The organism is Vreelandella sp. H-I2, assembly GCF_052959335.1.
Genome location: NZ_JBRAMC010000002.1, coordinates 653,282 through 679,095, shown reverse-complemented (window position 1 = coordinate 679,095; position 25,814 = coordinate 653,282). Strand labels below are relative to the sequence as shown.

General features: G+C 54.7%; 26 protein-coding genes. 14 read left to right on the top strand and 12 right to left on the bottom strand.

All coding sequences use genetic code 11. The annotated features are described in order from the left end of the window. Positions 1-51 precede the first annotated feature (51 nt). Positions 52-480 (bottom strand): secondary thiamine-phosphate synthase enzyme YjbQ, encoded by a 429-nt coding sequence (locus ACUVOF_RS07745; RefSeq protein WP_447043768.1) that lies wholly within the window; start codon positions 478-480, stop codon positions 52-54. 138 nt (positions 481-618) lie between these two features. Beyond that, the gene (locus tag ACUVOF_RS07740; protein WP_447043767.1) at positions 619-1,557 is read right to left on the bottom strand and encodes a LysR family transcriptional regulator; all 939 of its coding nucleotides are present in this window, start codon (positions 1,555-1,557) and stop codon (positions 619-621) included. A 166-nt stretch (positions 1,558-1,723) separates the two neighbouring features. On the opposite strand from ACUVOF_RS07740, the gene ACUVOF_RS07735 reads away from it, so the two are divergent. Further along, positions 1,724-2,797 (top strand): tartrate dehydrogenase, encoded by a 1,074-nt coding sequence (locus ACUVOF_RS07735; protein WP_447043766.1) that lies wholly within the window; start codon positions 1,724-1,726, stop codon positions 2,795-2,797. A 222-nt stretch (positions 2,798-3,019) separates the two neighbouring features. After that, positions 3,020-4,048: an SMP-30/gluconolactonase/LRE family protein gene (locus ACUVOF_RS07730; protein WP_447043765.1), complete on the top strand. Its 1,029-nt coding sequence runs from the start codon at positions 3,020-3,022 to the stop codon at positions 4,046-4,048. 141 nt (positions 4,049-4,189) lie between these two features. Here the strand turns inward: ACUVOF_RS07730 and wrbA are convergent, their stop codons facing one another. Further along, on the bottom strand, positions 4,190-4,789 hold the full coding sequence (wrbA, locus tag ACUVOF_RS07725) for an NAD(P)H:quinone oxidoreductase (protein ID WP_447043764.1): 600 nt from the start codon (positions 4,787-4,789) through the stop codon (positions 4,190-4,192). Positions 4,790-5,027: 238 nt separating this feature from the next. Here wrbA and ACUVOF_RS07720 point away from each other — a divergent pair, with 238 nt between their 5' ends. From ACUVOF_RS07720 to ACUVOF_RS07690, 7 genes are all read left to right on the top strand, one after another. Then, a complete protein-coding gene (locus tag ACUVOF_RS07720; protein ID WP_447043763.1) occupies positions 5,028-5,468 on the top strand; it encodes a hemerythrin domain-containing protein in 441 nt (146 codons plus the stop codon). Positions 5,469-5,678: 210 nt separating this feature from the next. Continuing rightward, complete coding sequence (locus ACUVOF_RS07715; RefSeq protein ID WP_447043762.1) at positions 5,679-6,656, top strand: succinylglutamate desuccinylase; 978 nt, start codon at positions 5,679-5,681, stop codon at positions 6,654-6,656. Positions 6,657-6,899: 243 nt separating this feature from the next. Then, on the top strand, positions 6,900-7,670 hold the full coding sequence (locus ACUVOF_RS07710) for an ABC transporter ATP-binding protein (protein ID WP_447043761.1): 771 nt from the start codon (positions 6,900-6,902) through the stop codon (positions 7,668-7,670). Positions 7,671-7,685: 15 nt separating this feature from the next. After that, complete coding sequence (locus ACUVOF_RS07705) at positions 7,686-8,387, top strand: ABC transporter permease (RefSeq protein WP_113270012.1); 702 nt, start codon at positions 7,686-7,688, stop codon at positions 8,385-8,387. A 1-nt stretch (position 8,388) separates the two neighbouring features. Next, positions 8,389-9,111 carry an ABC transporter permease gene (locus tag ACUVOF_RS07700; RefSeq protein WP_447043760.1) on the top strand — a complete coding sequence of 241 codons (723 nt, stop codon included), beginning with the start codon at positions 8,389-8,391 and terminating at the stop codon, positions 9,109-9,111. Positions 9,112-9,312: 201 nt separating this feature from the next. Then, complete coding sequence (locus tag ACUVOF_RS07695; protein ID WP_447043759.1) at positions 9,313-10,092, top strand: transporter substrate-binding domain-containing protein; 780 nt, start codon at positions 9,313-9,315, stop codon at positions 10,090-10,092. 344 nt (positions 10,093-10,436) lie between these two features. Then, positions 10,437-11,255 carry a TraX family protein gene (locus ACUVOF_RS07690; RefSeq protein ID WP_447043758.1) on the top strand — a complete coding sequence of 273 codons (819 nt, stop codon included), beginning with the start codon at positions 10,437-10,439 and terminating at the stop codon, positions 11,253-11,255. A gap of 4 nt (positions 11,256-11,259) precedes the next feature. On the opposite strand, the gene ACUVOF_RS07685 is transcribed toward ACUVOF_RS07690, so the two are convergent. The 3 genes from ACUVOF_RS07685 to purE all read right to left on the bottom strand — a co-directional run bounded on the left by ACUVOF_RS07685 (position 11,260) and on the right by purE (position 14,657). After that, positions 11,260-12,834 (bottom strand): diguanylate cyclase domain-containing protein, encoded by a 1,575-nt coding sequence (locus ACUVOF_RS07685; protein ID WP_447043757.1) that lies wholly within the window; start codon positions 12,832-12,834, stop codon positions 11,260-11,262. A gap of 155 nt (positions 12,835-12,989) precedes the next feature. Then, positions 12,990-14,129: a 5-(carboxyamino)imidazole ribonucleotide synthase gene (locus ACUVOF_RS07680; protein WP_447043756.1), complete on the bottom strand. Its 1,140-nt coding sequence runs from the start codon at positions 14,127-14,129 to the stop codon at positions 12,990-12,992. Positions 14,130-14,141: 12 nt separating this feature from the next. Further along, positions 14,142-14,657, bottom strand: coding sequence for a 5-(carboxyamino)imidazole ribonucleotide mutase (purE, locus tag ACUVOF_RS07675; RefSeq protein WP_447043755.1), 516 nt, complete (start codon positions 14,655-14,657; stop codon positions 14,142-14,144). Positions 14,658-14,877: 220 nt separating this feature from the next. Here purE and ACUVOF_RS07670 point away from each other — a divergent pair, with 220 nt between their 5' ends. Beyond that, a complete protein-coding gene (locus tag ACUVOF_RS07670; protein WP_113270007.1) occupies positions 14,878-15,150 on the top strand; it encodes an XRE family transcriptional regulator in 273 nt (90 codons plus the stop codon). 52 nt (positions 15,151-15,202) lie between these two features. On the opposite strand, the gene ACUVOF_RS07665 is transcribed toward ACUVOF_RS07670, so the two are convergent. Next, positions 15,203-15,379, bottom strand: coding sequence for a hypothetical protein (locus tag ACUVOF_RS07665; RefSeq protein WP_167408799.1), 177 nt, complete (start codon positions 15,377-15,379; stop codon positions 15,203-15,205). Positions 15,380-15,421: 42 nt separating this feature from the next. Next, positions 15,422-15,574, bottom strand: coding sequence for a hypothetical protein (locus ACUVOF_RS07660; RefSeq protein ID WP_447043804.1), 153 nt, complete (start codon positions 15,572-15,574; stop codon positions 15,422-15,424). Here ACUVOF_RS07660 and ACUVOF_RS07655 point away from each other — a divergent pair. After that, on the top strand, positions 15,503-15,682 hold the full coding sequence (locus ACUVOF_RS07655) for a hypothetical protein (protein WP_447043807.1): 180 nt from the start codon (positions 15,503-15,505) through the stop codon (positions 15,680-15,682). The two genes, ACUVOF_RS07660 and ACUVOF_RS07655, sit on opposite strands and share 72 nt — an antisense overlap. A 69-nt stretch (positions 15,683-15,751) precedes the next feature. Here ACUVOF_RS07655 and chrA read toward each other — a convergent pair whose 3' ends face one another. Together chrA and ilvD are read right to left on the bottom strand one after the other, a co-directional pair. Further along, positions 15,752-16,948, bottom strand: a complete 1,197-nt coding sequence (gene chrA, locus ACUVOF_RS07650; protein WP_447043754.1) for a chromate efflux transporter — start codon at positions 16,946-16,948, stop codon at positions 15,752-15,754. A gap of 136 nt (positions 16,949-17,084) precedes the next feature. Beyond that, positions 17,085-18,767 carry a dihydroxy-acid dehydratase gene (ilvD, locus tag ACUVOF_RS07645; RefSeq protein ID WP_447043753.1) on the bottom strand — a complete coding sequence of 561 codons (1,683 nt, stop codon included), beginning with the start codon at positions 18,765-18,767 and terminating at the stop codon, positions 17,085-17,087. A gap of 144 nt (positions 18,768-18,911) precedes the next feature. Here ilvD and recC point away from each other — a divergent pair, with 144 nt between their 5' ends. After that, on the top strand, positions 18,912-22,478 hold the full coding sequence (recC, locus tag ACUVOF_RS07640; protein ID WP_447043752.1) for an exodeoxyribonuclease V subunit gamma: 3,567 nt from the start codon (positions 18,912-18,914) through the stop codon (positions 22,476-22,478). Here recC and pncB read toward each other — a convergent pair. Next, on the bottom strand, positions 22,475-23,656 hold the full coding sequence (gene pncB / locus ACUVOF_RS07635) for a nicotinate phosphoribosyltransferase (protein WP_447043751.1): 1,182 nt from the start codon (positions 23,654-23,656) through the stop codon (positions 22,475-22,477). The genes recC and pncB overlap by 4 nt on opposite strands. 120 nt (positions 23,657-23,776) lie before the next feature. Here pncB and ACUVOF_RS07630 point away from each other — a divergent pair, with 120 nt between their 5' ends. Together ACUVOF_RS07630 and ACUVOF_RS07625 are read left to right on the top strand one after the other, a co-directional pair. Next, positions 23,777-24,085: a nucleotidyltransferase domain-containing protein gene (locus ACUVOF_RS07630; protein WP_447043750.1), complete on the top strand. Its 309-nt coding sequence runs from the start codon at positions 23,777-23,779 to the stop codon at positions 24,083-24,085. Next, on the top strand, positions 24,082-24,609 hold the full coding sequence (locus tag ACUVOF_RS07625) for a hypothetical protein (protein ID WP_447043749.1): 528 nt from the start codon (positions 24,082-24,084) through the stop codon (positions 24,607-24,609). Before ACUVOF_RS07630 ends, ACUVOF_RS07625 begins: the two co-directional genes overlap by 4 nt. Before the next feature lie 84 nt (positions 24,610-24,693). On the opposite strand, the gene ACUVOF_RS07620 is transcribed toward ACUVOF_RS07625, so the two are convergent. Then, on the bottom strand, positions 24,694-25,755 hold the full coding sequence (locus ACUVOF_RS07620; protein WP_447043748.1) for a phenylacetaldoxime dehydratase family protein: 1,062 nt from the start codon (positions 25,753-25,755) through the stop codon (positions 24,694-24,696). Positions 25,756-25,814: the final 59 nt, after the last annotated feature.

Sequence of the window (25,814 nt, the reverse complement as noted above, 5' to 3'; positions counted from 1 at the left end):
CCATTACTATACAGCAACCCAGCAACGTTGAGTCGAGTAGATGTCCCTGCGTCAGCGAGTCTCGCACCCGTTTAAGGTGGCTAGCAAACGCCTTGGTCCCGCTTGGTTGCGGTGCTCACCTAGCCATATTCCCTGCCAAGTACCTAAGGCCAGGCGACCATCCCGTACCGCCAAGGTGAGTTGAGTACCTAGCAAGCTGGCAACGACGTGCGCAGGCATATCGTCGGGCCCTTCCAAGGTATGACGAAAATAGGGTAAATCTTCAGGTACTAGGCGACTCAAGAAGGCATCCAGATCGTGGCGTACATCCGGATCAGTATTTTCATTGAGCGTTAACGAGGCGGAAGTATGCATTAACTGTAGGTGCAACATGCCGATATGAACGTCGTTCAAACATGGCAGCGCCCTGGCCACATCGTCGGTAATAAGATGAAAACCGCGGCCCATCTCAGGTAAATGAATCTCTTGTTGGAACCACATAAACCCACCTTTTATTTGTTATGTAAATGAAGACACGTCATCACCAGCGTGCTCTTCTTGTGTGGCAGAATAACGACGGTTAATAGTATGGCGATTACTAATAGTATGACGACTACCCATAGGCGTTAGTGGCAGGCCTTAGTCGCTAAGCCCCTCACCCTCCGGCAGTATCGACACCCGCCCCGCCATCTCGCGCTGAATAAACTCAATAAAGGCACGCAGCCGTGCAGGTACATGTCTGCGCTGCTCATACACAGCATAAAAGTCCGCACGTACACTTTGCCATTCAGGTAGCAATGCTACCAATGCCCCGCTGGCAAGATGCTCGTTCACATCCCACCACGAGCGCAGCATGACGCCATGCCCATCCAAAGCCAAACGAGTGATCACCTCTCCATCGTTGCTGGCTAATCGGCCACTGACTTTTACAGACTGCGCCTGGGTTGGTTGGTTCTTACATTCAAAGCGCCATAGCGGGAAATCACTGTCGTTCTCGCGAATCACCAAGCATGCATGCTGCTGCAAATCTGCCGGGGTTTGAATAGGCGATGCTTGGGCAATATAGGCAGGCGATGCGCAGAGTATCCGGCGATTAGTCAAAATTCGCCGGGCGACTAAACGCGATTCCGGCGGTTCCCCAACGCGAATGCCAATATCAAAGCCATGGTCGCTCAAGTTGAGCGGAAAATTGGTCAGTTCCAACCACCCTTCGACCTGGGAATGTTCGGCGCAAAAACGCGATAGCAATGGCGCAATATGACGACGACCAAAGCCGAACGTGGCGTTCACCCGCAATCGCCCGCTAAGCGCCTGATTAGCACTCTCACCCAATGAATTCTCCAGCTCATCAAGTTCATCTAAAATGAGTGCACCACGGGCCAGATAGCGCTCGCCCTCAGCAGTCAGCGTTAAACGCCGAGTAGTGCGGGCAGCCAACTCTACTCCCAGACGCGCTTCCAGCTGCTTTAAGCGCTTGCTTACCGCCGAAAGCGACAGCCCCAGCTCGCGTGCAGTCGCCGTTAAATTGCCTGCCCGGGCCAGATGCTGAAAAAACGCTAAATCATCAAGATACGCCATGCCACCCCAGCCATTCTCCACTTTTTCGCAACAATAGCTTGAATAGTAGCCTAATTATCTCTTACTAAATAGCCGCTACACTTGATCTTACTAGCAGTCTTACTGGCACGCGCTAGGTCTCATACTTACAACCTTATCGTCATCAATAAAAAACCAAGGAGTCACCATGGCCCACCGTATTGCCATTATCGCCGGGGACGGCATCGGCACCGAAGTGATGCCCGAAGGCATTCGCGCGCTTGAAGCCGCGGCAAAGCGTTTTGATATTGAGCTTGAGTTCACTACCTTTGAGTTCGGCAGCTGCGACTATTATTTAGAGCACGGCAAAATGCTACCGGATGATTGGTTTGAGCAGCTAAAAGGCTTTGATGCATTATTTTATGGCGCGGTGGGCTGGCCCGATAAAGTACCTGACCACATTTCACTGTGGGGTTCACTGCTACAGTTCCGTCGCCGATTTGATCAGTACATCAACCTACGCCCCTGCAAGCTGATGCCCGGCATTAAAAGTCCATTAGCAGGTCGCGAACCCGGCGATATCGATTTTTATGTGGTGCGTGAGAACACCGAAGGCGAGTACTCAAGCGTTGGCGGCAAAATGTATGAAGGCACCGAGCGCGAGATCGTCATTCAGGAAACGGTGATGAGCCGCACTGGCGTTGATCGAGTGCTGAAATATGCCTTCGAATTGGCGCAAACCCGCCCGCGTAAGAAGCTTACGTCTGCCACCAAGTCCAACGGCATCTCAATTACCATGCCCTACTGGGACGAACGCGTGATCGAAATGGCGAAAAGCTACCCAGAGATCGCGGTAGATAAATTCCATATCGATATTCTGACCGCCAACTTCGTTCTTCACCCGGATTGGTTCGACGTCGTCGTCGGCAGTAACTTGTTTGGCGACATCCTCTCCGATTTAGGGCCCGCCTGCACCGGCACGATCGGCATTGCGCCTTCGGCTAACATTAATCCAGAAGGCAACTTTCCCAGCCTGTTCGAACCGGTACATGGCAGCGCACCGGATATCGCTGGCAAAGGCATTGCCAACCCCATCGGCCAAATCTGGTCAGGCGCCATGATGCTGGAGCATCTGGGCTACAAAGAAGCCGGTGATGCGATCGTGACGGCTATAGAAGAGGTACTTAGCGAAGGCAACAGCCAAGTTCTCACCCGCGACGTAGGCGGCCAAGGCACAACTGAAAGCCTAGGCAAGGCGATTGCCGATGCGGTGTCGCGCTAGATTTTCCTCACTACTTGCCATCCACTGATCACTAATGTTCGCTTGCCATTGGCTGCCCTTTATCGGGCAGCCAATGTGCGATTTTTACTCAGCTATGTTCTACCTTTGTTCTGAGAGTTAGAGAAACACTCTTCTCACTCTGTTTATCACTACGTCGTTTATCACCACGTCACCAAAGCGCCTGACCAAACGACGCGATCAAACAACAATCAGGACAACGCTATGAAACTTGGACGCCGTCAGTTCCTTTCGGCATCGGCCACCCTGGCCGCTGTCAGTACATCGCCCCAGCTTTTTGCCATGCAGGCCTCACAAGGCCCAGTACCCGACCGTTACCCTATTGAGGCCTGGAAGGTCGAGGATCAACGCTTCAGTGATTACATGATTTTCAATAGTCCACTGGAGCGCCACTGGAGTGGAGGGCTATGGACAGAAGGGCCAGCCTGGAACGCTGTAGGCCGATACGTAGTCTTCAGCGATATACCCCGTGCCAAGCAGATGCGCTGGGACGAACCGACTGGCCAAGTCAGTGTTTTAAGGGACAACGTCGGGTACTCAAATGGCAATACCTTCGATCACCAGGGTCGATTAATCGCCTGCGAACACTTTCCCTCACGCGTATTGCGTTACGAGTGGGACGGCAGCACAACGGTGCTCGCCGAGCGCTATCAAGGCAAGCCGCTTAATGCACCCAATGACGTGGTAGCACTACCTTCAGGTGGGATAATTTTTACCGATCCAGGCTATGGCGCTCACTTCGATTACGAGGGCAAGAAGCGTGAACTGGAGCTTGAGACAGCGATTTATTATGTCGACGACAGTCTCGATGAGCCCATTATGCTAACCAACGAAATTCACAAACCAAACGGTATTGTACTCACCCCGAATGGCGAAGGGTTTTACGCAAGCGACAGCGCCCCGACCCATTTCGACGAGCCTGCACGAATCATACGCTGGTCACTTGGCGAAGACGGCCGCAGCGCCAGCGACCGGCAGGTCATTGTGACCAGCGAAGATACGATTTTCGATGGTATGGCATGCGACGTGGACGGCAATATCTGGTCAAGTGCTAATGGTGGCGAAGGTATCGATGGCGTCGTGGTTTTCTCACCCGAAGGTACCTTACTGGGTCGGGTCTTGTTGCCTGAGGTTTGCTCAAACGTGTGTTTCGCTGGCAAAAACCGCAACCGGCTATTTATGACTGCCAGCCAATCTGTTTACACTATCTATACGGCGACACGCGGCGCCTAGCAATGACGGCACCGCCATTAAAAAAGCCTCGCTGGAGCAAGCCGGCGAGGCTTTTTTTGTCACGCATTCTTGTCACGCATTCTTGTCATGAACTTATGCCATGAACTTATATCAAGCCCTGATGTTACGCGCTAAAACGGATTAATTAGCCAGCTTGGCAGCTGTTTTCGCGACTAGCTCGCCCTGGAAACGGGCAATTTTCAGCTCACGCTCATCTGGTTGGCGAGAACCATCGCCACCGGCGATGGTCGCTGCGCCATAAGGCGTGCCGCCGCTAACCTTGGAAATATCAAACTGCTCTTCCACACCGTAACCAATCGGCACAATGATCATGCCGTGGTGGGCCAATGTGGTCCAAGTAGAGGTAATCGTCATTTCATCGCCACCGCCTGTGCCGGTCGACGTGAACACGCTGGCGACTTTGCCACGTAGTGATCCATTCGCCCACAGACCGCCGGTTTGATCAAAGAAAGTGCGCATTTGACCTGTCATATTGCCGAAGCGCGTCGGCGTGCCGACGATAATTGCATCGTAATCAGCAAGTTCTTGCGGAGTAGCTTCTGGCGTATCGTAATCCTGCTTACCGCCCGCGTTTTTAAATGCTTCCGCTGGCATGGTCTCAGGCACACGCTTAACCGTTACTTCAACGCCGCTAACGCCTTTTGCGCCCTCTGCGACGGCATGCGCCATCGTATCGATATGGCCGTACATGGAATAATAAAGAACCAATACCTTTGTCATTGCTATCTCCTTGGCTATGTATCGCTTACATGAGTTGCTTAGCGTTGCGCTGGGCGTTTCCCCATAACTGGGTGTTCCCCATAAACAGTAACCTCAACATAGCGCACTCAAGCGTAGATAAAAGCGAATGTTTTCGTCCGCGGGCGTCGATTTCATCGATGGTCGCCCCCTTGCGCTTTATGACATCCACCACTAACTTTTACATTGTTTAACTTTTGACGTATCCAAGGAGTCAGGAATGACGATTTTTGAAGCCCTGCGCAAGGATCATGATATTCAGCGTGATTTGCTTGCCCGCCTAGTCGAGACTCATGGAGACAGCGACGAGCGCGACTCACTCTACAAGCAGGTGAAAAAAGAGTTGCATGGTCATGCCGCAGCTGAAGAGCGGGCTTTCTACATCCCGCTCATGGAAATGGATCTAACCCAGGAAAAGGCACGTCACAGCGTGGCCGAGCACCATGAAATTGACGAGCTTATAGAATTGCTTGATGAAACCGACTACAGCGCTACTCATTGGCTGACCCACGCCAAACAGCTTCAGGAGCTAGTGACCCATCATTTGGATGAAGAAGAGCAGGAAGTATTTCAACTGGCTGGCCGAGGCCTGAAAGATAAGCAAAAGACCTCGCTCGCCAATGAGTACCATGAAGAGATGCAGCGCCAACGTTCGGCATAACCTGAGCTACCGATTCAACCGATTCATAAAGCGCTTATGCCTTCGGCATAGGCGCTTTTTTAATGCCCGCTCCTTTAGGCTTTTCACGAATACGCTGGGCTTTTTCACGCGAACGACCTCTAGGCTTGTGGCAACCGCCCAGCGTGGTAAACCTAGGTTGACTTATTGACGGGTAACGATACTGAAAACAATCTATTCAAGGAGCCGACAATGCTAGGCCAATGGCTCGACTGGTCGCTCGATGGGCAGCTTCCCGCCGCCAGCCAAGGCGTCTTCGCAAGCGGTACTTACCATTTGCATGCACCTGGTATTTTGGAATTAATCCCGAACCAAGTCAGTTCTGCCGCCCACGCATGCATTTATTCAGCGGCGATCCATGGTAATGAAACCGCGCCGGTAGAACTGGTGGGTGACTGGTTAAGCGGCGTAGAAGCGGGCAACATATCGCTCGGCGCTCCCGTACTGGTTATTTTAGGCAACCTACCCGCGCTTAAGGCGCAGCAGCGTTTTCTTACTACCAACTTAAACCGGCTTTTTAACCGCGACCTCGACGTTGAAGGCGAAGAACCAGACCGCGCCCGGGAATTAATGACCGCTGTGGATAATTTTTATGCGCGTCATTCAGCGCTCCCCAAGCTTCACTACGACCTACATACCGCCATCAGGGATAGCCGCTACCCCCGTTTCGTAGTGGAACCCTTTGCCGAGTCACCCACCGATACTCAACAGTGGGGCTGGTTAGCCGCCGCAGACATGCAAGCAGTATTACACCAGCACCAACATAGCTGGACATTCTCCCACTACAGCAAGCATTATCACGCTGCTCAGGCATTTACCTTTGAGTTAGGACGCGTGGCTCCTTTTGGCCAGAACGATATGGCATCACTAAAACCGATGCGTGCGTTGCTCACAGCGTTAAGTGAAGAGCGCTCCCCTGCCGATCGGCCAGCCGCTCAACTGCTGTTTTTCCAGGTTCAACACGAGTTAATTCGTCACTCCGAGAACTTTCAACTCTGTTTTACCGAGGATACGGCCAACTTCAGCCGTTTCGAGCCGGGCACTCTGCTGGCACAAGACGGCGAAGCGGGTGATTTTCGGGTAGGCGATACGCCCCTCTACGTTGTGTTTCCCAACGCCAAGGTTGAAGTAGGTTCCCGTGCGGCGCTGTTGGTAGCACCGATTACCTAGGGGCTCACCACGGCTAAAACAGTTTTAAAACCGTCTTACCGTTAGAGAGTTTGACAATAACAATAGCGTGGCGATACCAGGCCGCTCGACACCGATACGACTATCGTCGAGTGCTTAATGTGAAAAGGAGGGCGCGCATATTGCGTCCAGCCTGATAGAATCGCCCCTTTTTTCGCGCCAGCCGCATCACAGCCTGTTCTTGACAACTCGTTGCTGCGGCAACTCTGTACTGGAGCCAATGTTATGGCCGCTACGCCTACTCCCCTTGAAGTGCGTAATATTAAAAAACGCTTTGGCAATACGGAAGTTCTGAAAGGTCTTTCACTGCAAGCCCAAAAGGGCGATGTGATTACCCTGATTGGTGCCTCTGGATCGGGTAAAAGTACTTTTTTACGCTGCATGAACTTGCTTGAACAGCCCGACGAAGGCGATCTCATCGTTCACGGCGACCCTATTCGCTTTAAGACCACGAAGCACGGCCGCGAACCTGAAGATTGGAAGCAAGTGGTACAGATGCGCGCCAAGCTCTCCATGGTGTTCCAGAGTTTTAACCTATGGGCGCATATGACGTTGTTGGAAAACATCATCGAAGCGCCTATTCACGTGTTGAAAAAACCCAAAAAAGAAGCGTTAGAGCAAGCCCACGCCTTGCTTGACCGTGTGGGTTTAACGGCGCGCGCAGATGCCTACCCAGCGCAGATGTCTGGCGGCCAGCAGCAGCGTGGTGCCATTGCCCGCGCGCTGGCAATGGACCCTGAGGTCATGCTCTTTGACGAACCCACCTCCGCGCTGGACCCAGAGCTGGTCGGCGACGTATTGAAAGTCATGCACGGCCTCGCTGAAGAAGGACGTACCATGGTCGTGGTGACCCACGAAATGGGGTTTGCCAGGGATGTTTCCAGCCAAGTGATTTACCTTCACCAGGGTCTGGTGGAAGAGGCTGGCCCGCCCGAACAAGTGCTTGGCAACCCGCAATCACCGCGCCTGCAGCAATTCCTGGCTCCTAAATACTGATCCGCGAGGCTCACCATGATTGATTTGCAAGGTTATGGTCCCCGGCTGATCGAGGGGGCAGGCGTTACCGTTCAATTAGCGGTGCTGTCGCTGATTTTGGCGATTATTTTGGGACTACTGACGGCCAGTGCGAAGATGTCGCGCAATTGGTTTTTAAGGCGTACAGCAACGGTTTACACCACGCTGATTCGCGGCGTGCCGGATCTCGTTTTGATGATGCTGTTGTTTTTTGGCGGTCAGATTGGCGTTAACGCCATCAGCGACATGCTCTATTACAGCTACGATATCGACATTTATATTAACTTCAATGCCTTCGCTGCGGGCGTGCTGACCATAGGCTTTATCTTCGGCGCTTATATGGGCGAGACCTTTCGCGGTGCCTTTATGGCGGTGGATAACGGTCAGATAGAAGCGGGCAAAGCCTACGGCATGAGCAGCAGCCTTGTCTTTCGCCGCATCCGCTTTCCGCAAATGATGCGCCATGCGTTACCGGGGCTATCCAACAACTGGATGGTACTGCTCAAAACCACCGCGCTGGTCTCGGTCATTGGTTTGACCGATATGGTGCGGGTGGCAGCAGAAGCCTCCCGAGCGACCCATGAGCCCTTTACCTTTTTGCTCCCCGTCGCCGTAGCGTACCTACTCATCGCCAGCGTATCCGAATGGATTTTTGCGCGCCTGCAGAAACACTACGACATCGGCTTTGGAGGTCAGTGACATGCTCGATATTTCCACTTGGTTCAATGACCTACTAGCTGGCAACGTAATTTTCACCGCAGATACGCTGGGTTACTACTGGGAAGGCTTGGTCACGACCACCCAGCTGGTATTTTTATCGCTGATTGCGGGCCTCATTCTCGCTGTACCACTGGCCATTATGCGCAGCTCGAAGCATAAATGGATTAGCCTGCCGGTCTACCTCTACACCTACGTATTCCGAGGCACGCCGCTGCTGATTCAGCTCTATATCATTTACTACGGTGTCGTGTTTATTGATGGTATTCAAGAGAGCTTTTTATGGCCAGTACTGCGCGAAGCTTTCTACCCGGCGCTTATCGCCTTCACGCTGAATACAGCCGCTTACACTACCGAGATTTTTCGAGGCGCTATCAAGGCCACGGCCCAAGGTGAGATTGAGGCCGCGCGTGCCTATGGCATGTCGCAGAATTTAATGATGCGTCGGATCATCTTACCCAGCGCCTTTCGTCGCGCCTTGCCCGCCTACGGCAATGAAGTGATCTTTATGCTTCACGCCAGCGCGATTGCCAGCGTGGTCACGCTGATGGATTTAACCGGTGCTGCCCGCTTTGTCTACGCCCGTTACTACGCCCCTTTCGAGGCGTTTCTATTCGTGGCCGCGATTTATCTGTGCTTAACGTTCGCGATTTTGTTCTTCTTCCGCTATCTAGAGAAAAAGCTACTCGCACATCTAAATCCATAAGTACGCCCACAAGATGCTTAATCATGGAAAACCGGTTGATCATGGAAAAACGGTGCAATCGTCAAACAAACGTTAGTGCAAAACCCGGCAGCCTCTTTTCGTCAACGCCAACCTGGGTTAGTTTAATTGTCGGCTAACAACTATTTATCAGTTAAAAACTGGGATCACTCTCAAGTGAACCGCTTTCTACGGAGTAACAAGATGAAAAAACTACTATCCCTTTCACTGCTAGGCTTGGCAGTCGCTGCCGCTTCCTCGGCACAGGCCCGTGACTACGATAACGTGCGCATTGGTGTTGACGTACCCTACGAGCCCATGGAGTTCCGCACTGCTGAAGGCGAGCTTACTGGTTTTGATATTGACCTTGGCAACGAGCTGTGTGACCGCATGGGCGTTACCTGTGAATGGGTCGAACAAGAGTGGGACGGCATCATCCCTGGCCTTATGTCACGCAACTATGACGCCATCATGTCATCAATGACCATTAACGATGAGCGTCGTGAGCAAGTGCTGTTCTCTGACCCCTACATCACCATGCCTTCTGCATGGTTCGCTGCTAGCGATCTGGGCATCAGCGAAGCCACTAAAGAGACGCTGGAAGGAATGACCATTGGTGTTCAGCGTGGCACCCTGCAGGACAACTACGTGACTGATAACTTCAGCGACGTTGCTGATGTCAGCCGCTATTCCACTGCCGACGATATGGTGCTGGATATGGAAGCCGAGCGTTTGGATATCGTTTTCCTCGACTTCCCGATTGGCCAATCCACGCTGCTGGAAAGCGAAGATGGTGACTACGTTGTGGTCGGCGAGCGCATCAGCGAGCCGAAGGAATACTTCGGTGACGGCTTCGGTATCGCCTTCCGTCAGCGCGACGAAGCGCTCGCTGAGAAATTCAATGAAGCCTTGGCCGAAGTACAAGAAGACGGCACTTACGACGAAATCTATAACCGTTATTTTGGTGAAGAAGACGCAGAGTAATCTGCTCTTGCCTCCCCGGTGCAACGCCGGGGAGGCATCGCCATATTAAGCCTTGGAAACGCCCACTCCCCCTTTTAACACCTAGCTTCTAAATACCTCGCTCCTATACTTATAGCTTCTAGATACATAGCTCTAAACACCTATCTTCCCTCTCTCAATCACCTGCTTGCCCCCTCATTTAGCAAAAGCATGTGGTAAGAAACACCATCATTGGTCTAAACCGGGTAAACTCAATAGCGTGTTCATCGCGACGTTGAGAAAGATAAGAAAGTTGCGCCAATGCAACGAACTCGCGCATGTAATGCCGGTCTTTACTTATCAACGGAATCTTACAAGGAGGTATCATGGTTGAAAAAACAGCCGGTCATGCAATAGCGCAAGAGGCTGCTGCAACACTGCGCCCTTCTTCCCATTGGACCGGTTGGGGCCAGTGGCTGGCACTGATAACCATGACCATTGATCACCTTACTCGTTACATACTCCCCGGCGATTGGGATTTGAGCTGGGCGGGGTCTTCCATTGGCCGTATTGCCTTTCCGCTGTTTGCCGCCATGGTGGCGTGGCACGGACTATTTAATACCCGAAATCCATTGCGTTACTCGCGGCGAATTTTAATCATCGGCCTGGTCGCCCAACTCCCCTATATGATGATGCCGCGTACATCAGACGCCTTTATCTTGAATGTCTGCTTTACCCTGGCCAGTGGTTTAGCGTTAGGAGCGCTGGTGCGTCAAGGATGGCAGCATTACCAGCAACAAACCTTGACGATGCCTTGGCTGCTGGCCGGTGCTGCGCTGGGTGTTACCGTGTGGTATCTACTAGGGTTCTGGGTGGAGTATGGCCATAACGGTTTACTGCTGATTCCGCTATTAATGTTTGCTATGCATGCGCTAAGCCAAGCAGACAGCGATTTTCAATCGCGCCTCTGGGCAGGTTTAGCGGCCTTCCCGGTCCTTTGGATTGCAGGGCAGATGAATGCATCCGACATGGCCAAATCGTTTACCGTCGGTACCTGCGTGGTGGTACTGATGCTTGCCGCGGGTGTCGCCCAGCGTATTCCCGCTCTTAACCTGGCCATGCCGCGTCGTTTATGGCTGGCATGGTACCCAGGCCATTTTGCGTTAATCGCATTATGGTTACTGCTTAGCGGTCAGTTGGCTTAATTGCCTAAAGCATTTCATCGCGCATCCAGGGTTCGAAGCGACATAACCTCGCTCGTCCCTGGGTTTTGGCACGATACATCGCAATATCCGCCTGTTTGAGTACTTCCTCGTGCTCACACACGGAGGCCGTAAAGCAGGTATAGCCCATGCTTGGAGTGACCTTTACCCCCCGATTTTCAAGCCAATAGGTAGGTGAGAGGGCGAGTTTAACCTTATGCATATACGTCTCAGCACTAACCTCTAACGCCTCCTCTGAGCACTTATCAAATAGCGCTAATAGTACAAACTCATCGCCGCTAAGCCGGGCGGCTAAATCGCCCTCAGCCAAACAACTTTCTAACCGGCGCGCGACCTGTATCAGCAAACTATCCCCGGCGGCGTGGCCCAACGTATCGTTAATCAACTTGAAATGATCTAAATCTAAAAACATCAGCAGCCCTCCCCGCTTTTCTGCTTCATGCTCATCACAGAGGGAGGCCAAACGTTCGATCAAAAGACGCCGATTGGGCAAGTCGGTCAGCGCATCATAGAAAGCTTGACGGTAAATAATGGCTTCAGCGCGTTTTCGCTCGGTGAAGTCTTCAACAATAGCCACCCCACCGATGATCTCATTGCCTGCACTATGCACACCGTTAAAAAATGCACGTAAAGGAGTACCAGCGCTTGCTCTGGGCAAATAAAATGTTCCCTCGTAATAGCCGGTTCCCTTGGCCAGCGCATCACGGACGGCCTTAGCGACTCTCGCATCGGCAGCGCGGTCCAACATGCGGTAGCCGAGCAACTGCGCGCGATTCACCTGCAAAATTCTAAGCAGCTTATGGTTGCAATCAGTTATCTGGCCATGCTCATCAAAATGTAATACCCCCAGTGGTGAGTTTTGAAAGATGGAGCGGTAGCGGTTTTCGCTCTCTTGCAACTGCGCTTCTCGGGCGGACATGCTCACCCGCAAAGCAATGTTATCGTGGATAATCCGGCTTAAACGGCGGCTGGTCGTAATAATCAGGCCTAGGAACAAGCAAAGCATGGTGCCAATTAAAAGTGCCAGCGTTGACCCCAGTAATAAAAACTGCACGAGTAAGGGGAGTATGATCGGCAGCACAAAACCCAGCGCCACCCACCATACGGCGGAAAGTGTCGTCACCCCGCCCGCGGCAATGCCCGCCAAAACGATCGAAAGCGCCGCTACTTGGCCATGATTTTCACCGGTAAAGAGAACAACCCCGCCAGCTCCCCACACGCAGCCAGCGGCAATCGCCCCGGCACTAAACCGATATAGCCAACGGCGACGGCGCTGTTGCAGCGCAGGTAAGCGGCGAAAATAAGAAGCCAAGGCAAGACGAGCCAGCGATACAGCAACCAAAAGAGCGAGCCAGGTGAGCAGTACCCAACTCGTCACCACCGGCCACATCGCTGCCACTAACAGCGCGCCTGCCAACACACTGCTAAGCACTGGTTGCCAAAGATTGTCGTACAGCAATCGTACTTTTTCGCTATGTAAGCGATTTATAGTGAGATGATGATCACGGTGATAACCACTACGCAGCCCGGACGTTGTCCCAGTGGTTGAGAAGTGAGGCATACAGACTACCGCCGAAAAGGAGAAATGACTTATAAGCCTTTTTTACTAGCCTATTTTTATTTTGGTTACTTTGTAATCTATTTACTCCGATTAAGCGAGAAAAGTTTGATTATTATTGAAACGTAAAAAAACCGCCTGAGAAGGCGGTTATAAAATTACGGGTTACCGTCAAAGCTTAAACTAGGGGGCGGTGCCTCAGGTAAGAGTGCTTGGCAGGCGCGCACTTTTTCAAGTAATTCAGTATGGTTAGGCGCTAGGATATTGATGTGAGCAAGCTTGCGTCCGGCACGCTCTGTTTTGTCATAGCGGTGCAGGTGGGTATTAGAAAGCGCCAATATCGCTGCGTTATCGCCCTCACGGCCAATCACGTTAATCATGCAGGTAGGTGCTATCGCCTGGGTACTTCCTAAGGGCAAGCCCTGAATCGCGCGCAGATGATTTTCAAACTGGCTGGTCACCGCGCCGTCCATCGTCCAATGCCCTGAATTATGGACACGGGGCGCCATTTCGTTGGCCAGCAGGCTGCCATCGCGAGTCTGAAACAGCTCAAGGGCCAGTACACCGACATAATCCAGCTCATTCAACAGTGCACGAATATAGCTATCCGCGGTTTTCTGAACACTTGCGTCGAGATCCGGTAGCGGCGCCACGGAGTAACGCAGAATACCATCCACGTGTTGGTTTTCCGCCATGGGGTAGAAGACCACCTCGCCATCGCGACCGCGGACAGCAATCATCGAAACTTCGCGTACAAAATCGACGAACGCCTCAACGACGAGCTGCGAGTGGCCAATAGCGCTCCACGCATCTTGAGCCTGCTCAGGCTGTTTCAGCACCGCCTGGCCTTTGCCGTCATAGCCCTCGGTAACCGATTTAGCAACGACCGGGCAGCCCAATTCACGGGCGGCGGCTTCAAGCTGTTCGGCTCTCTCAACGATACGATAAGCAGCTGTTGGGATGCCTAAGCAATCAAACAATGCCTTCTCTTCGACCCGGTTCTGGCACACTTCAATGGCACGGCTACTGGGGTAGACCGGCTTGTGTTGCTCAATTTCCCGCACCAGTTGAACAGGCAAGTGCTCAAATTCGTAGGTCACCACATCGACGTTGGCCAAAAATTCGGCCAGGCGTTGGTTATCCGGGTCAACTATCACCTCGCCAATGCCTGCACTGGGGTTACCCGTCGTATCCAAGAAGGTGAAGCGGTTACCCAACGGATAACCCGCCAGCGCCAACATGCGACCTAGCTGGCCTGCGCCCAAAACGCCAATATTTTTGATAATGTCTGAATTCATAGCCGAGCCTCTTTATTCTGCTTCCGGCTCGGGGCGCGGGTCGGGGTTATCGAGTACTTTCTGGGTCTGCTCGGCGCGAAACGCTTCGACTGCATTGCGTACGGCTGTATCTTGCAGGCCGACGATCTGCGCCGCCAATAAACCTGCGTTGGTGGCACCTGCTTTGCCAATCGCCAGCGTACCCACCGCAATACCGCCCGGCATTTGTGCAATCGAGAGCAGCGAATCCAAGCCCTTAAGCGCTTTGGACTCGACCGGCACACCCAGTACCGGCAGTAGCGTTTGCGAGGCCACCATGCCCGGCAAATGAGCAGCGCCGCCGGCCCCTGCCACAATGACCTGTAAGCCACGCTCGGCAGCACTCTTGGCGTAATCGAACAGCAGGTCTGGCGTACGGTGCGCCGAAACCACGCGGGTTTCATAAGCAACGCCCAAATGTTCCAGCATGGAGACGGCGTGCTCCATGACTGGCCAGTCGGACTTAGACCCCATGATCACGCCCACCTTGGGTGCGCTGTTCGACGTCATGCAAAACTCCTCGGCCCACCGGCCTTTAAAAGCGAGACTAAATTGAAAAAAACGGCGTGCGCCGACCCAGGCACACACAAAAATAGGAAGGCGGATAGTTTACCAGAGCTAGCCCGTTTAAGGGCTTTGCAGCGGTCGTGAAATTTTCATCAAAATAGGCATTGAAAAGCGCCCGAGTTGGCGGCATTGTGTGTTTGTCATTTCAGACTGATGGAGCCACATGAGCACGGCACGCACAACTGCCACTGCGGAACAGCTTGATCCTCCGCGAAGCAGCCCTGACCTCGATGTCAGGGAACTTGAAAAACGTACGCGCTTAATGCGTATTATCACGCGTCTGATCGCCGTATCAGACCTAGGAAGCCGAGAAATTGCCCGTCGGGCCGGGCTTCCCGTTCAGAAAATTAGCGACCTGCTCGCCGGAAGGCTTGAGCACCTGGGGGTGGATGAACTCCTCGTCCTACGTCGCACGTTAGAGCTGGAGGCGCCATAGCCGATAGCCAATCAACGCCTCGCTTGCGCGAGGCGTTTTCGTTTACATTTGCTTAATCTTCGCGCTGCTCAAACGCCTCTGCAGCCTGAATCGCCTCTTTTTGGGAAGTATGCTCCGAGACGACAACTTCGTTTTCGGGCACTGACTCATCGATGACTAACCATCCTGTGATTGTCTCCTTAAGATCGGTGGCTTCAATGACCGGTTCGATACGTGCTTGTCTGGACATGTTGATCTCCTTGTCAATGTTGACGGTTACGCTTTTCGCTCGCTAAAACTGAGCGTTACTAAATTCATCTACTGACTCTTCATCGGATGGAGGGCGATTTAATTCGCTGCAAGGGCACCCCTTATGAACACACTCCCTCCCCCCAGGATGACCAGCGGCGCAGGCGGTACAACAGTAGGCGCGTCCTTCCGTGATGGCCGCCTGCTCGCTAGAGACGTGATGCTCACAGCCTGGGCAGGCACAGACTCCCATGTCTGTCATAATGGCTTCTCCCTGGTTAACCATGGTTGGCGACATACATAGCGTAGAAGACAATGCCGGGGTAGGGAAAACCCAACGCGAATACCAAATCAGGCTTTGGCTCGTCCTCGTCTAGGGAGTTGGAAGAAATATTCCTGCAAACGCGACTATTGCCACCACCATCCAGGCAGGCAGTTTCCACACGGTAAGCAGCAAAAAGCCCGTGAGCGCCAGCACAAACTCATAAGGCCCGATAATGGCGCTGGTCCACACCGGTTGATAAAGCGCGGCGCCTAAAATGCCCACTACCGCCGCGTTGGCACCACGCATCAGCGCCTGGGCGCTGCCCCATTGGCGAAATTGATTCCAAAACGGCAGCACGCCCACTAGCAGCAAAAAGCCCGGTATGAAAATCGCCAACAGTGCTAACAGCGCCCCCAGCAACCCGTTTATGCCCGGCAGCAACGCCCCTAAGTAGGCTGCAAAGGTAAATAACGGCCCTGGTATCGCCTGGGCCGCGCCGTAGCCTGTCAAAAACGCATCCGACGTTACCCAGCCCGTCTGCACCACTTCGGCTTCCAGTAATGGCAGCACCACATGCCCACCGCCAAATACCAGCGCGCCGGAGCGGTAAAACGCATCAGCAATATCCAGCCAGGCTGCCATCCCCGCCAATAGCGGCAGAAGAATCAACAGCCCACCAAATAGCCCCAGCGCCACCATGCCCGCCTTACGCTTTACTGGAAAATGCAGCGACTCACTTGGCGTAGCGGCAACGCTATCGCGACACAGTGCTAGCCCGGCTAAGCCACCCAACACAATCGCCGACACCTGGCCCAGCGGGCCACTGACCAGCACCACCGTAAATACCGCCACAAGCGCGATTCCCGTGCGGGTTTTATCCGGGCAGAGGTTACGCGCCATGCCCCATACCGCATGGGCGACAATCGCTACCGCGACCACTTTTAAACCGTGAACAATGCCGCTGGCAATTGGCCCATCCAGCACCGCTGCACCAAACGCAAACAGCACCAGCACAATGGCCGAGGGCAGCGTAAAGGCCAGCCACGCCATTGCCGCGCCCCAGGGGCCAGCACGCATCAGGCCCAGTGCAAAGCCCACTTGGCTACTGGCAGGCCCTGGCAAAAACTGGCACAGCGCGACTAAATCAGCGTAGGCGCTTTCGGTTAACCACTGCCGACGCTCGACAAAGGCGGTGCGAAAATAGCCCAGGTGCGCCACCGGGCCACCAAAGGACGTTAAGCCCAGCGCTAAAAATGCCCAAAACACCTCGCCTATACGCCCGCGCACCGGTCCCTGATCTGCCATCGTTTCCCCCATTTTGCCATTGATGTTTAGCTACAAAAAAAGCGCAAGGCTTTAATGTTACGCCTTGCGCTTGACGGCTTCATGACAGTGCTTTCACATTTGCCACCTACCTATATTTTCATGCCATGAGTGCGGGCTACTCTTGATCGGTCACCGCGCCGGTGCTGGCGGAACTGACAAGGCGCGCATATTTGGCGAGTACGCCGCGGGTGTAACGCGGCTCAGGCCGCTGCCATGCCGCCCGCCGACGCATAATTTCGTCCTCGGCCACGTGCATCTCGATGGTGTCAGCCTCGGCATCAATGGTGATGATATCGCCATCTTCCACCAATGCCAGCGGGCCGCCATCGAAGGCTTCCGGTGACACATGCCCGACCACGAAACCGTGGCTGCCGCCCGAGAAGCGCCCATCGGTAATCAGCGCGACGTCGTTGCCCAAGCCTCGGCCCATAATCGCGGAAGTAGGTGTCAGCATTTCGCGCATACCAGGTCCGCCTTTCGGCCCTTCATAGCGAATCACCACCACGTCGCCCGCGACCACAGTGCCATCGTTAATGCGCGCCTGGGCCTCCTCTTCCGAGCCAAACACCCGCGCCGAACCAGAAAAGCGTGTGCCTTCCTTGCCCGTGATTTTCGCGACAGCCCCTTCCGGTGCTAGGTTGCCGTAGAGCATACGCAAATGGCTTTCCGCTTTAATCGGATTACCCAGCGGGGCAATGATCGGCGGCTCGGCAGGGTAAGGTTCAACCTCAGCAAGGTTCTCTTCCAGCGTTTTACCGGTGACGGTTAAACAGTTGCCGTTGAGCAGGCCTGCGTCCAACAGCATTTTCATTAGCGGCTGAATACCGCCAATCGCCACCAGCTCGCTCATCATATAGTGGCCGCTGGGGCGTAAATCAGCGAGTACCGGCACGCGCTTACCAATTTCGGTGAAGTCCGCCAGGGTCAGTTCCACGCCAATGGTGCGCGCCATCCCAATCAAGTGCAGTACCGCGTTGGTAGAGCCACCCAGCGCGATAGTGACCGTAATCGCGTTTTCGAACGCCTCACGAGTCATGATATCGGAAGGTTTGATATCGTCGGCAAGCAGCGCCAGCACCGCCTCGCCTGCGGCTTTGCAGTCGTCGCGCTTCTCTTGGGAGATAGCATTCTGTGCCGAGCTACCCGGCAGGCTCATGCCCAGCGCTTCAATCGCAGAGGCCATGGTATTGGCGGTATACATGCCGCCACAGGAGCCCGGGCCGGGAATGGCGGTTTCTTCGATGTTTTTAAGCTCGATCAAATCGATATCGCCGCGGGAGTGTGCGCCCATCGCCTCGAAGACCGAGACGATATCGGTGTGTCCTTTGCCGGGCATGATCGTACCGCCATACACAAATACGCTGGGGCGGTTCAAACGCGCCAAGCCCATCAGGCAGCCCGGCATGTTTTTATCGCAGCCACCGATCGCCACCAGACCATCAAAGCCTTCGCAGCCGGCCACGGTTTCAATGGAATCGGCGATCACTTCCCGCGACACCAGCGAATACTTCATGCCTTCGGTGCCGTTAGCGATACCATCAGAAATCGTAATAGTATTGAAAATCACTCCTTTACCACCACCCGCATCGGCGCCATCGCGAGCAAACTCGGCCAGCTCATTAATGTGGCTGTTGCACGGCGTTACCATGCTCCAGGTAGAGGCAATGCCCACCTGAGGCTTTTGGAAATCGGCATCATTAAAGCCCACGGCGCGCAGCATGGCGCGGCTAGCGGCTTTGCCTGGGCCATCGACCACTTGGGCAGAATGACGGCGGGAGTTGTTGTTCGGATCAGTCATCGATATTTTCTCTTAGCTTGGCTCACGGTATCTGCATAGCTTGGCGATATATCTTGCATCCCGCAAGACGATTAACTTATGGCACCATACACTTAGTCGCCCTGCCTCTGCTGTTAAGGAATCATCCATTAAGGAACATCGTGCATGTCTGTAAAACCGCTGCTCTCACAAACACCGCTAACGCCGGGCTTTATGGTCGTGCACGCCAATCGCCTGGAGGACCTGCGTGGCTTGGCGGTGGAGTGGATGCGCCTTCACCCACTGTCGCCGCTGGAGAACGAGACCATTCTGGTGCAGAGCAATGGCATTGGGCAGTGGCTGAAGCTGGCGCTGGCGGAAGACCCGGCACAAGGCGGCGCGGGGATTGCCGCGGCGCTAAACGTCACGCTGCCGGCACGTTTTCTGTGGCAGGCCTACCGCACGGTGCTGACTCACCTGACGCACGATGAGCATGCGGTGCCGGAAACCTCGCCGTTTGATAAGTCGCGGTTGATATGGCGACTGCTGCGCCTGCTGCCCAGCCTTGCCGAGCAGGAAGCGTTTGCCCCGCTGGCGCGTTTTTTAAACGTTGACCGCGACCAGCGCAAGCACTACCAACTGGCCGAGCGGTTGGCGGACCTGTTCGACCAGTATCAGGTGTACCGTGCCGACTGGCTCGATGCCTGGGCAAAGGGCAACGATGTATTGATTACCGCCCGCGGCGAAACCCGCCCACTGGAAGCCCACCAACTGTGGCAACCAGAGCTATGGCGCGCCCTGCGCGATGATGTCGCCAATACCCAAGGCGAAGCGGGCCTTAACAGCAGCCGCGCCCAGGTACATAGCCGCTTTTTAGACGCCTCTGTTCACCTTGAAGGCCAGGCGTGCCCCCCCGGTTTGCCCCGGCGGCTGATTATTTTCGGCATCTCATCGCTGCCGCAACAGACGCTTGAAGCCCTGGCCGCACTCTCGCGCTGCTGCCAAATCGTGCTCTGCGTGCACAACCCTTGCCAGTACTACTGGGCGGATATCATCGAGCACAAAGACCTGCTCCGCGCCAGCCGCTACCGCCAGCGGCGTAAGGCCGGCATGCCCGACGCCCTGGACGTACTCGGTACCGGCGACGTCGACGACGCCCTGCACCTGCACGCCCAGCCGCTGCTGGCCGCCTGGGGCAAACAGGGGCGTGATTATTTACGCCTGCTTGATGAGCACGACGATTCGGGCAACTACCAGACCCTCTTTGAGCAGCAGGCGCTGCGCATCGATATGTTCGAGCCGTTTAGCGACGACGAACGTCACTGCCTGCTCAGCCAGCTGCAGGATGATATCCGCGAGCTACGCCCAGTGGCGGAAACTCAAACCCACTGGCCTGCGCTAGACCCGGCCAGCGACGACTCCATCGTGTTTCATATCGCCCACGGCCCCCAGCGCGAAGTAGAGATCCTTCACGACCAGCTGCTTGCTGCGTTCAGTGCCGACCCCGAATTGCGCCCGCGAGATATCATCGTCATGGTGCCGGACATCGACCGCTACGCGCCGCATATTGACGCCGTATTCGGCCACCGCGACGACCCGCGCTATATCCCCTACACGCTTTCGGATCAGGCCAGCCGCCATCGCCTGCCGCTGATGATTGCGCTGGAAAAATTGCTGCGCCTGCCGGAACTGCGTCTCTCGGTCAGCGACCTATTAGACCTGTTGGAAGTGCCCGCACTGCGTACACGCTTTGGTATTGACGAGAACGACCTGCCCACCCTCAGCCGGTGGATTGAGGGCGCGGGCATTCGCTGGGGGCTCAATGCCGAACAGCGCACCCGGCTGGATTTGCCCCAAGGGCTGACCCAAAACACCTGGGCATTTGGCCTGCGCCGCCTATTACTGGGTTACACCGTCGGCAGTGCCGAAGCGTGGCAAGGTATTGAACCATTCGATGATATTGGCGGGCTGGAAGCATCGCTGGCCGGGCCGCTAGCGATCCTGCTGGAGAAGCTAGAAAACACCTGGGGAAGCTTCTGCCAGCCCACCGATGCCGCCACCTGGGTGGCCCGGTTGCGCGAACTGCTGGAAACCTACTTCCTGACCGACGACGCTCAGGAAAGCGTCATGCTCACCAAGCTGGAAACCGCGTTACAACAGCTGCTGGACAGCACCGAAGAGGCCCAGCTTTTTGATCCCCTGCCGCTTTCCATGGTGCGCGAACACTGGCTGGGGCAAATCGACGAGCATAGCCTTTCCCAGCGCTTTCTGGCCGGGGCAGTCAACTTCGCCACGCTAATGCCGATGCGGGCGATCCCCTTTAAGCACGTATGCTTGTTGGGCATGAACGATGGTGAGTATCCGCGTTCGCAGCCGCCACTGGATTTCGATTTGATGGGCAGCGACTACCGCCCCGGCGACCGCTCGCGCCGCGAAGATGACCGCTACCTGTTTTTGGAAGCGCTGCTCTCCGCCCGCCAGCAGCTTTACATCAGTTGGGTCGGTCGAAGCCAGATCGACAACAGCCCCATGCCGCCCTCAGTGCTGGTCGGCCAACTGCGCGATCACCTCGCGGCAGGTTGGCGCACGCAAACTGGCGAGCCTTTGCTCGATGCCTTGACCACCGAGCACCCGCTGCAACCATTTAGCCGCCGCTACTTTACCCAAACCACCAGCGACTCCCCCGCCCAGGCGCGACTGTTCACATACGCTCACGAGTGGCACGCTCTGCACGCACCGCAAAGCGAAAGCCAATCAAGAGAGAGACCAGCGGCGCTTAAACAAGATAGCGAACAGCAAGGTGCGTTAACCCTAGCTCAACTGGGCAGCTTTCTACGCGAACCGGTCAAGGCATTTTTCAACTCTCGCCTGGGGGTCTACTTCGAGCAGGAAGAACTTACCCAGTTAGATGTAGAGCCTTTCACGCTGAACGGGCTACAGAATTGGCAGTTACAGGACCAGTTAATCGCCGCCCAGCGCCACGCCGTGGATAACGGCCTACCGCGAATAGAAGCGCTTCACGCCGCGCTGGAACGCTTCAAGGGCCAGGGTGTGCTGGCCGTGGGCGCCTTTGGCGAGCGAATGCGCGAAACGCTGGCGGAACCGATGGACGCCCTGTTTGGGGCCTACGAAGAGGCGCTGCAAGAGTGGCCACACGTAGTGGCCGCACCCCAAGCAGTTTATGTCGAAGGAAGAGTCACATTGGAAGACTGGCTAGGAGAGCTACGCCAGGATGAGGCAGGTAACCGCTGCCGCCTATTGCTGCTTAGCAGCAGCCTGATTAGCCAAGGGCGCGGCCGGGGCCAGTACCGTTGGCAGCACCTGCTACGCCCGTGGGTAGCGCACTTGGCAGGCAATAGTGAGCAACCACTGACCACTCAGCTACTCTCAAAAGCGGGCCATGTGAGGCTGGAACCGTTAGACGCCGAGAATGCCCGCTACCAGCTAGAAACCATTCTCAGTGCCTGGTGCGATGCCATGCAGGCACCACTGCCGCTGGCCCCTAAGGCCGCCTTCGCGTGGTTAGCCAAGCTGGGCACGCCTGAATCCAAAGCCGACAGCGACGCCTATGCCGCCGCCGAAATCGCCTATGAAGGTGGGCGCTTCCAGACCGGCGAAGTCGCCCAAAGCGCCTATCTTTCTCACCAATGGTCGAGCTTTGAGCGGCTATTTAACGAACGCGCCCTGGGCCACAGCTTCGCCTCGCTAACCGAAGCGCTCTATGCGCCGCTGCACCGTTCGGTCAAGGATTAAGTATGTTTCTGGCTGAGCGATAAAATCCGTTTGGCTAGGGCGATCATCTCCGGGTCGCCGGTGTTCTTTTCCGGCACATCGGAAAGCTTGATCACCGGTAGCCAGCCCTGCCCCTCGGGGCGTGCCTCGACCATTTTGACCACCATGTTCATCGGCTCAACGCCCACATCATTGGTGAAGTTGGTGCCAATACCGAACGCCATGCCGATACGGTCCTGACAAAAGGCCTGAATACGCTCGACTTTCTCAGGCGTCAGCGCATCAGAGAAGATAATCGTCTTGCTCAATGGGTTGATACCCAGACGCTCGTAGTGCGCAATGGTTTGCGAAGCAAAATCGATCGGGTCGCCGCTATCGTGGCGCACGCCATCAAACAACTTGGCGAATTTCTTATCGAAGCTGTCAAAAAAGGCATGCGAGGTAAACGTATCCGTTAAGGCGATACCCAGATCCCCTCGATACACATCGACCCAATGTTCAAGGGCAAGGCTATTGGCCATCTTGAAGCCAAAGCGGGCACCGTGGAACATAAACCACTCATGGGCATGGGTACCGATCGGCTTGACGCCGTGGCGCATGGCCAGCAGCACATTACTGCTACCGGTAAACGATTCGCCACCGTGATGGTGAAGCGCACCGACCACACGGTCGTGAACATCAAACGAAAAGCGCCGCCGGGTACCAAACTCGGCAATCTTCAGTCCTAAGCGGCGGTAGAGTTCGATCTTCTCCTGCGCACGCTGCTCGATCATTGCATCGGCCTCTGGCGTGATCGTGACACCACGCAGCCGATACCAAAGCTCGCTGATCAGTGCCATCAGCGGCACTTCCCATAGAATAGTGCGATACCAGGGCCCCTCGATAATCACCGAAAGGTCGCTCCCCTGCTGCTCGACAATGACCTCACTGGGGTCGTAATGGAACCCGGCCAGGAAGTCGAGATAAGTCGGGTCGAGGTAGGGGCAGGTTGTTTCGAGATAGCGCTTCTCCTCATCACTCAGGCGAAGATCCGCCATCTGATCCACTTCGCGGCGCAGCGCAGCACCGAAGCCATCAGGAAAATCGTGCTCGCCACGGTTAATAAAGGCGTAGCGCGCCTGGGCATAAGGAAAGCGTTTGATCACGGCGTTCTGCATCGTGATCTTGTAAAAGTCATTATCCAGCAGCGATGTCAGCATGAGATCCCATCGTTAGAGTGAACCGAAGCCGCCGGTAGCGTAAACTAAAATGCACCAAGAGTGGCTCAGCGACAAGATTATCAGGTGGCGGAGCTCTCATACAGTCTAGGAGCTGTCTTGATGCGTCTTACTCAATCACAGCGCGACATGATTCTTTCGAGCGTACGCGAGTTCATTGAGCCTTCTGTGCAAGTCCATGTGTTTGGCTCGCGGTTGGATGACACCAAGCGAGGCGGCGATGTTAATCTCCTGTTGATCTCCCAGACAGTGATACCACTGCTTGCTTGTGCCGAACTCAAAATGGCCCTTGAGGAACGTCTCCAACTGCCTGTGGATATCGTGACTTATGTCTCGACAGCAGAACCCACGCCTTTCCAATCAATCGCTTTGGCACAGTCACGTCCGATCGAAAGCGAGGAAGCAGCATGAGTCAGGATATACTCAGCGACCAACAACACTATCTTGCGCAGCTGCTCGAAGCGATCCAGCGCTGCGCTTGGTTTCTGCAACAGTCACGCAACAAAATCTCTTGGCCGATTAAGGGGGAGTGGCTAGCCGAACACAAAAAAGATGTGGATTATTTCGAAACACTTGCCGCCATCAATGAGCGGTTTGCCAAGCTGCAAGACTCCATCGCCTCGACTATGCGGCACAGTGCCTTGCTTGCAGGTGAATCCACCGACAGCTTTCTCAAGGTACTTGCACTATTTGAAAAGCAAGGCGTAATTAACGCGACAAGTGACTGGCAACGTTGCCGCGCCATCCGCAATATCGCGGCACATGACTACTCGACCGACTACGCCCAGATAGCGGAACATTTCAATCTGCTGAACGAGCTCGCCGATATACTCTTAGTGACGTCTCAACGTCTTGTGGCCTGGAGCGCTGAGCAACTCAGCATCTACCCCGCCAGCCCTGACTTTTCCGCTGAGTTTGACAGTATTTTCTTATAAAATTCTAGTGATACGGACACTTCCGCCTTCATAAGCGATATCAAAATGCCAAGCTGCATGATGCGTTTCAGTGCTCAATCAAGCTTATGAACTACGCTCATAAAGAGTGCAAAACGGCAATACACCGGTGTCAGGGTGGCAATTAATATACTCAAATGGCACGCCTTCGGTTAACAGGAAGACTTCATGCCAAGTGACCACTTCACGCTTTTTGCCATATTCCCTGTTCTTCGCGATGGCGTGGTCATAAATGGCTTTATGGGTAGGATGTGAACTGGCCCAGCCTTCCATCTCTTCCAATGAGGCAAAGTAAGCATGTACCGAAGTTTCGTAGCGTTCGTCACCGTCATCATCCAGGTTTGACATCACCCTCAAGCAAAGCGTGCCCGTCTCCTCCTTATTGTCGAGCAAGTACTGCATGCCCTCCATTAACTTGGGCCTTAGAGACTCTTCATAATCGTCAAACTGCTCCTGCTTCGCCTCTCCCCAATACTGGCCGGAACGGATCGATGTCAGGTTATGGGGCACCTGGGCAAATAAACGCCGTCCAAACGTGGCTTTGCTACCTGCTTCAGGCATCTTAATGTTAAAGGTGCTCACCAAGGGATCCACCGCAGAGACCGGAAAACGGTCGCGGGCAGCGCCAAAGTAGCCGTTGGTGGTCATAAGCACCACCTGGGTGTCTGGGCAGCGTCCAAACCCTATCCGATAGTTACCTTCGGAATAGATCGTTTCATGGCGGTCATAATGGACGTGAATGGTCTCCCGCCAATATCCGAACGCATCATTGGTGCGCTGTGGCTGTGCGAGCCACTGGATAAACGCAGCATTCCGTAGCCACTCCATATAGACCGAAGGATCAGTCCAATAAGCGACTAGCACCGCATTGGTGTAGCCCGCCTCATCGGTAAAGCGCAGCGTTTCGTGGGCTTCCGGCGCGGAGTCGATTACAAAGGAGTCCCTGATACGGCTGAAAAACGACGCTTGGTCATCCCAGGCTAGCTCACGCCCTTGAATACCTAAATAGACACAGCAGAGTCGATTGACCGGCCGTGTCCAGCGCAAGGTATAGCGAGGAGCGGCCGGTTCATGGCCTGGAGGCCGCCGCTCGGGCACCACTCGGGGATAGTCAATATGAAATGTCATGGCAATACTCCATCCCAACGATGGCTGATCCAGCGGAGCATGGAACAGCCATCTGATGA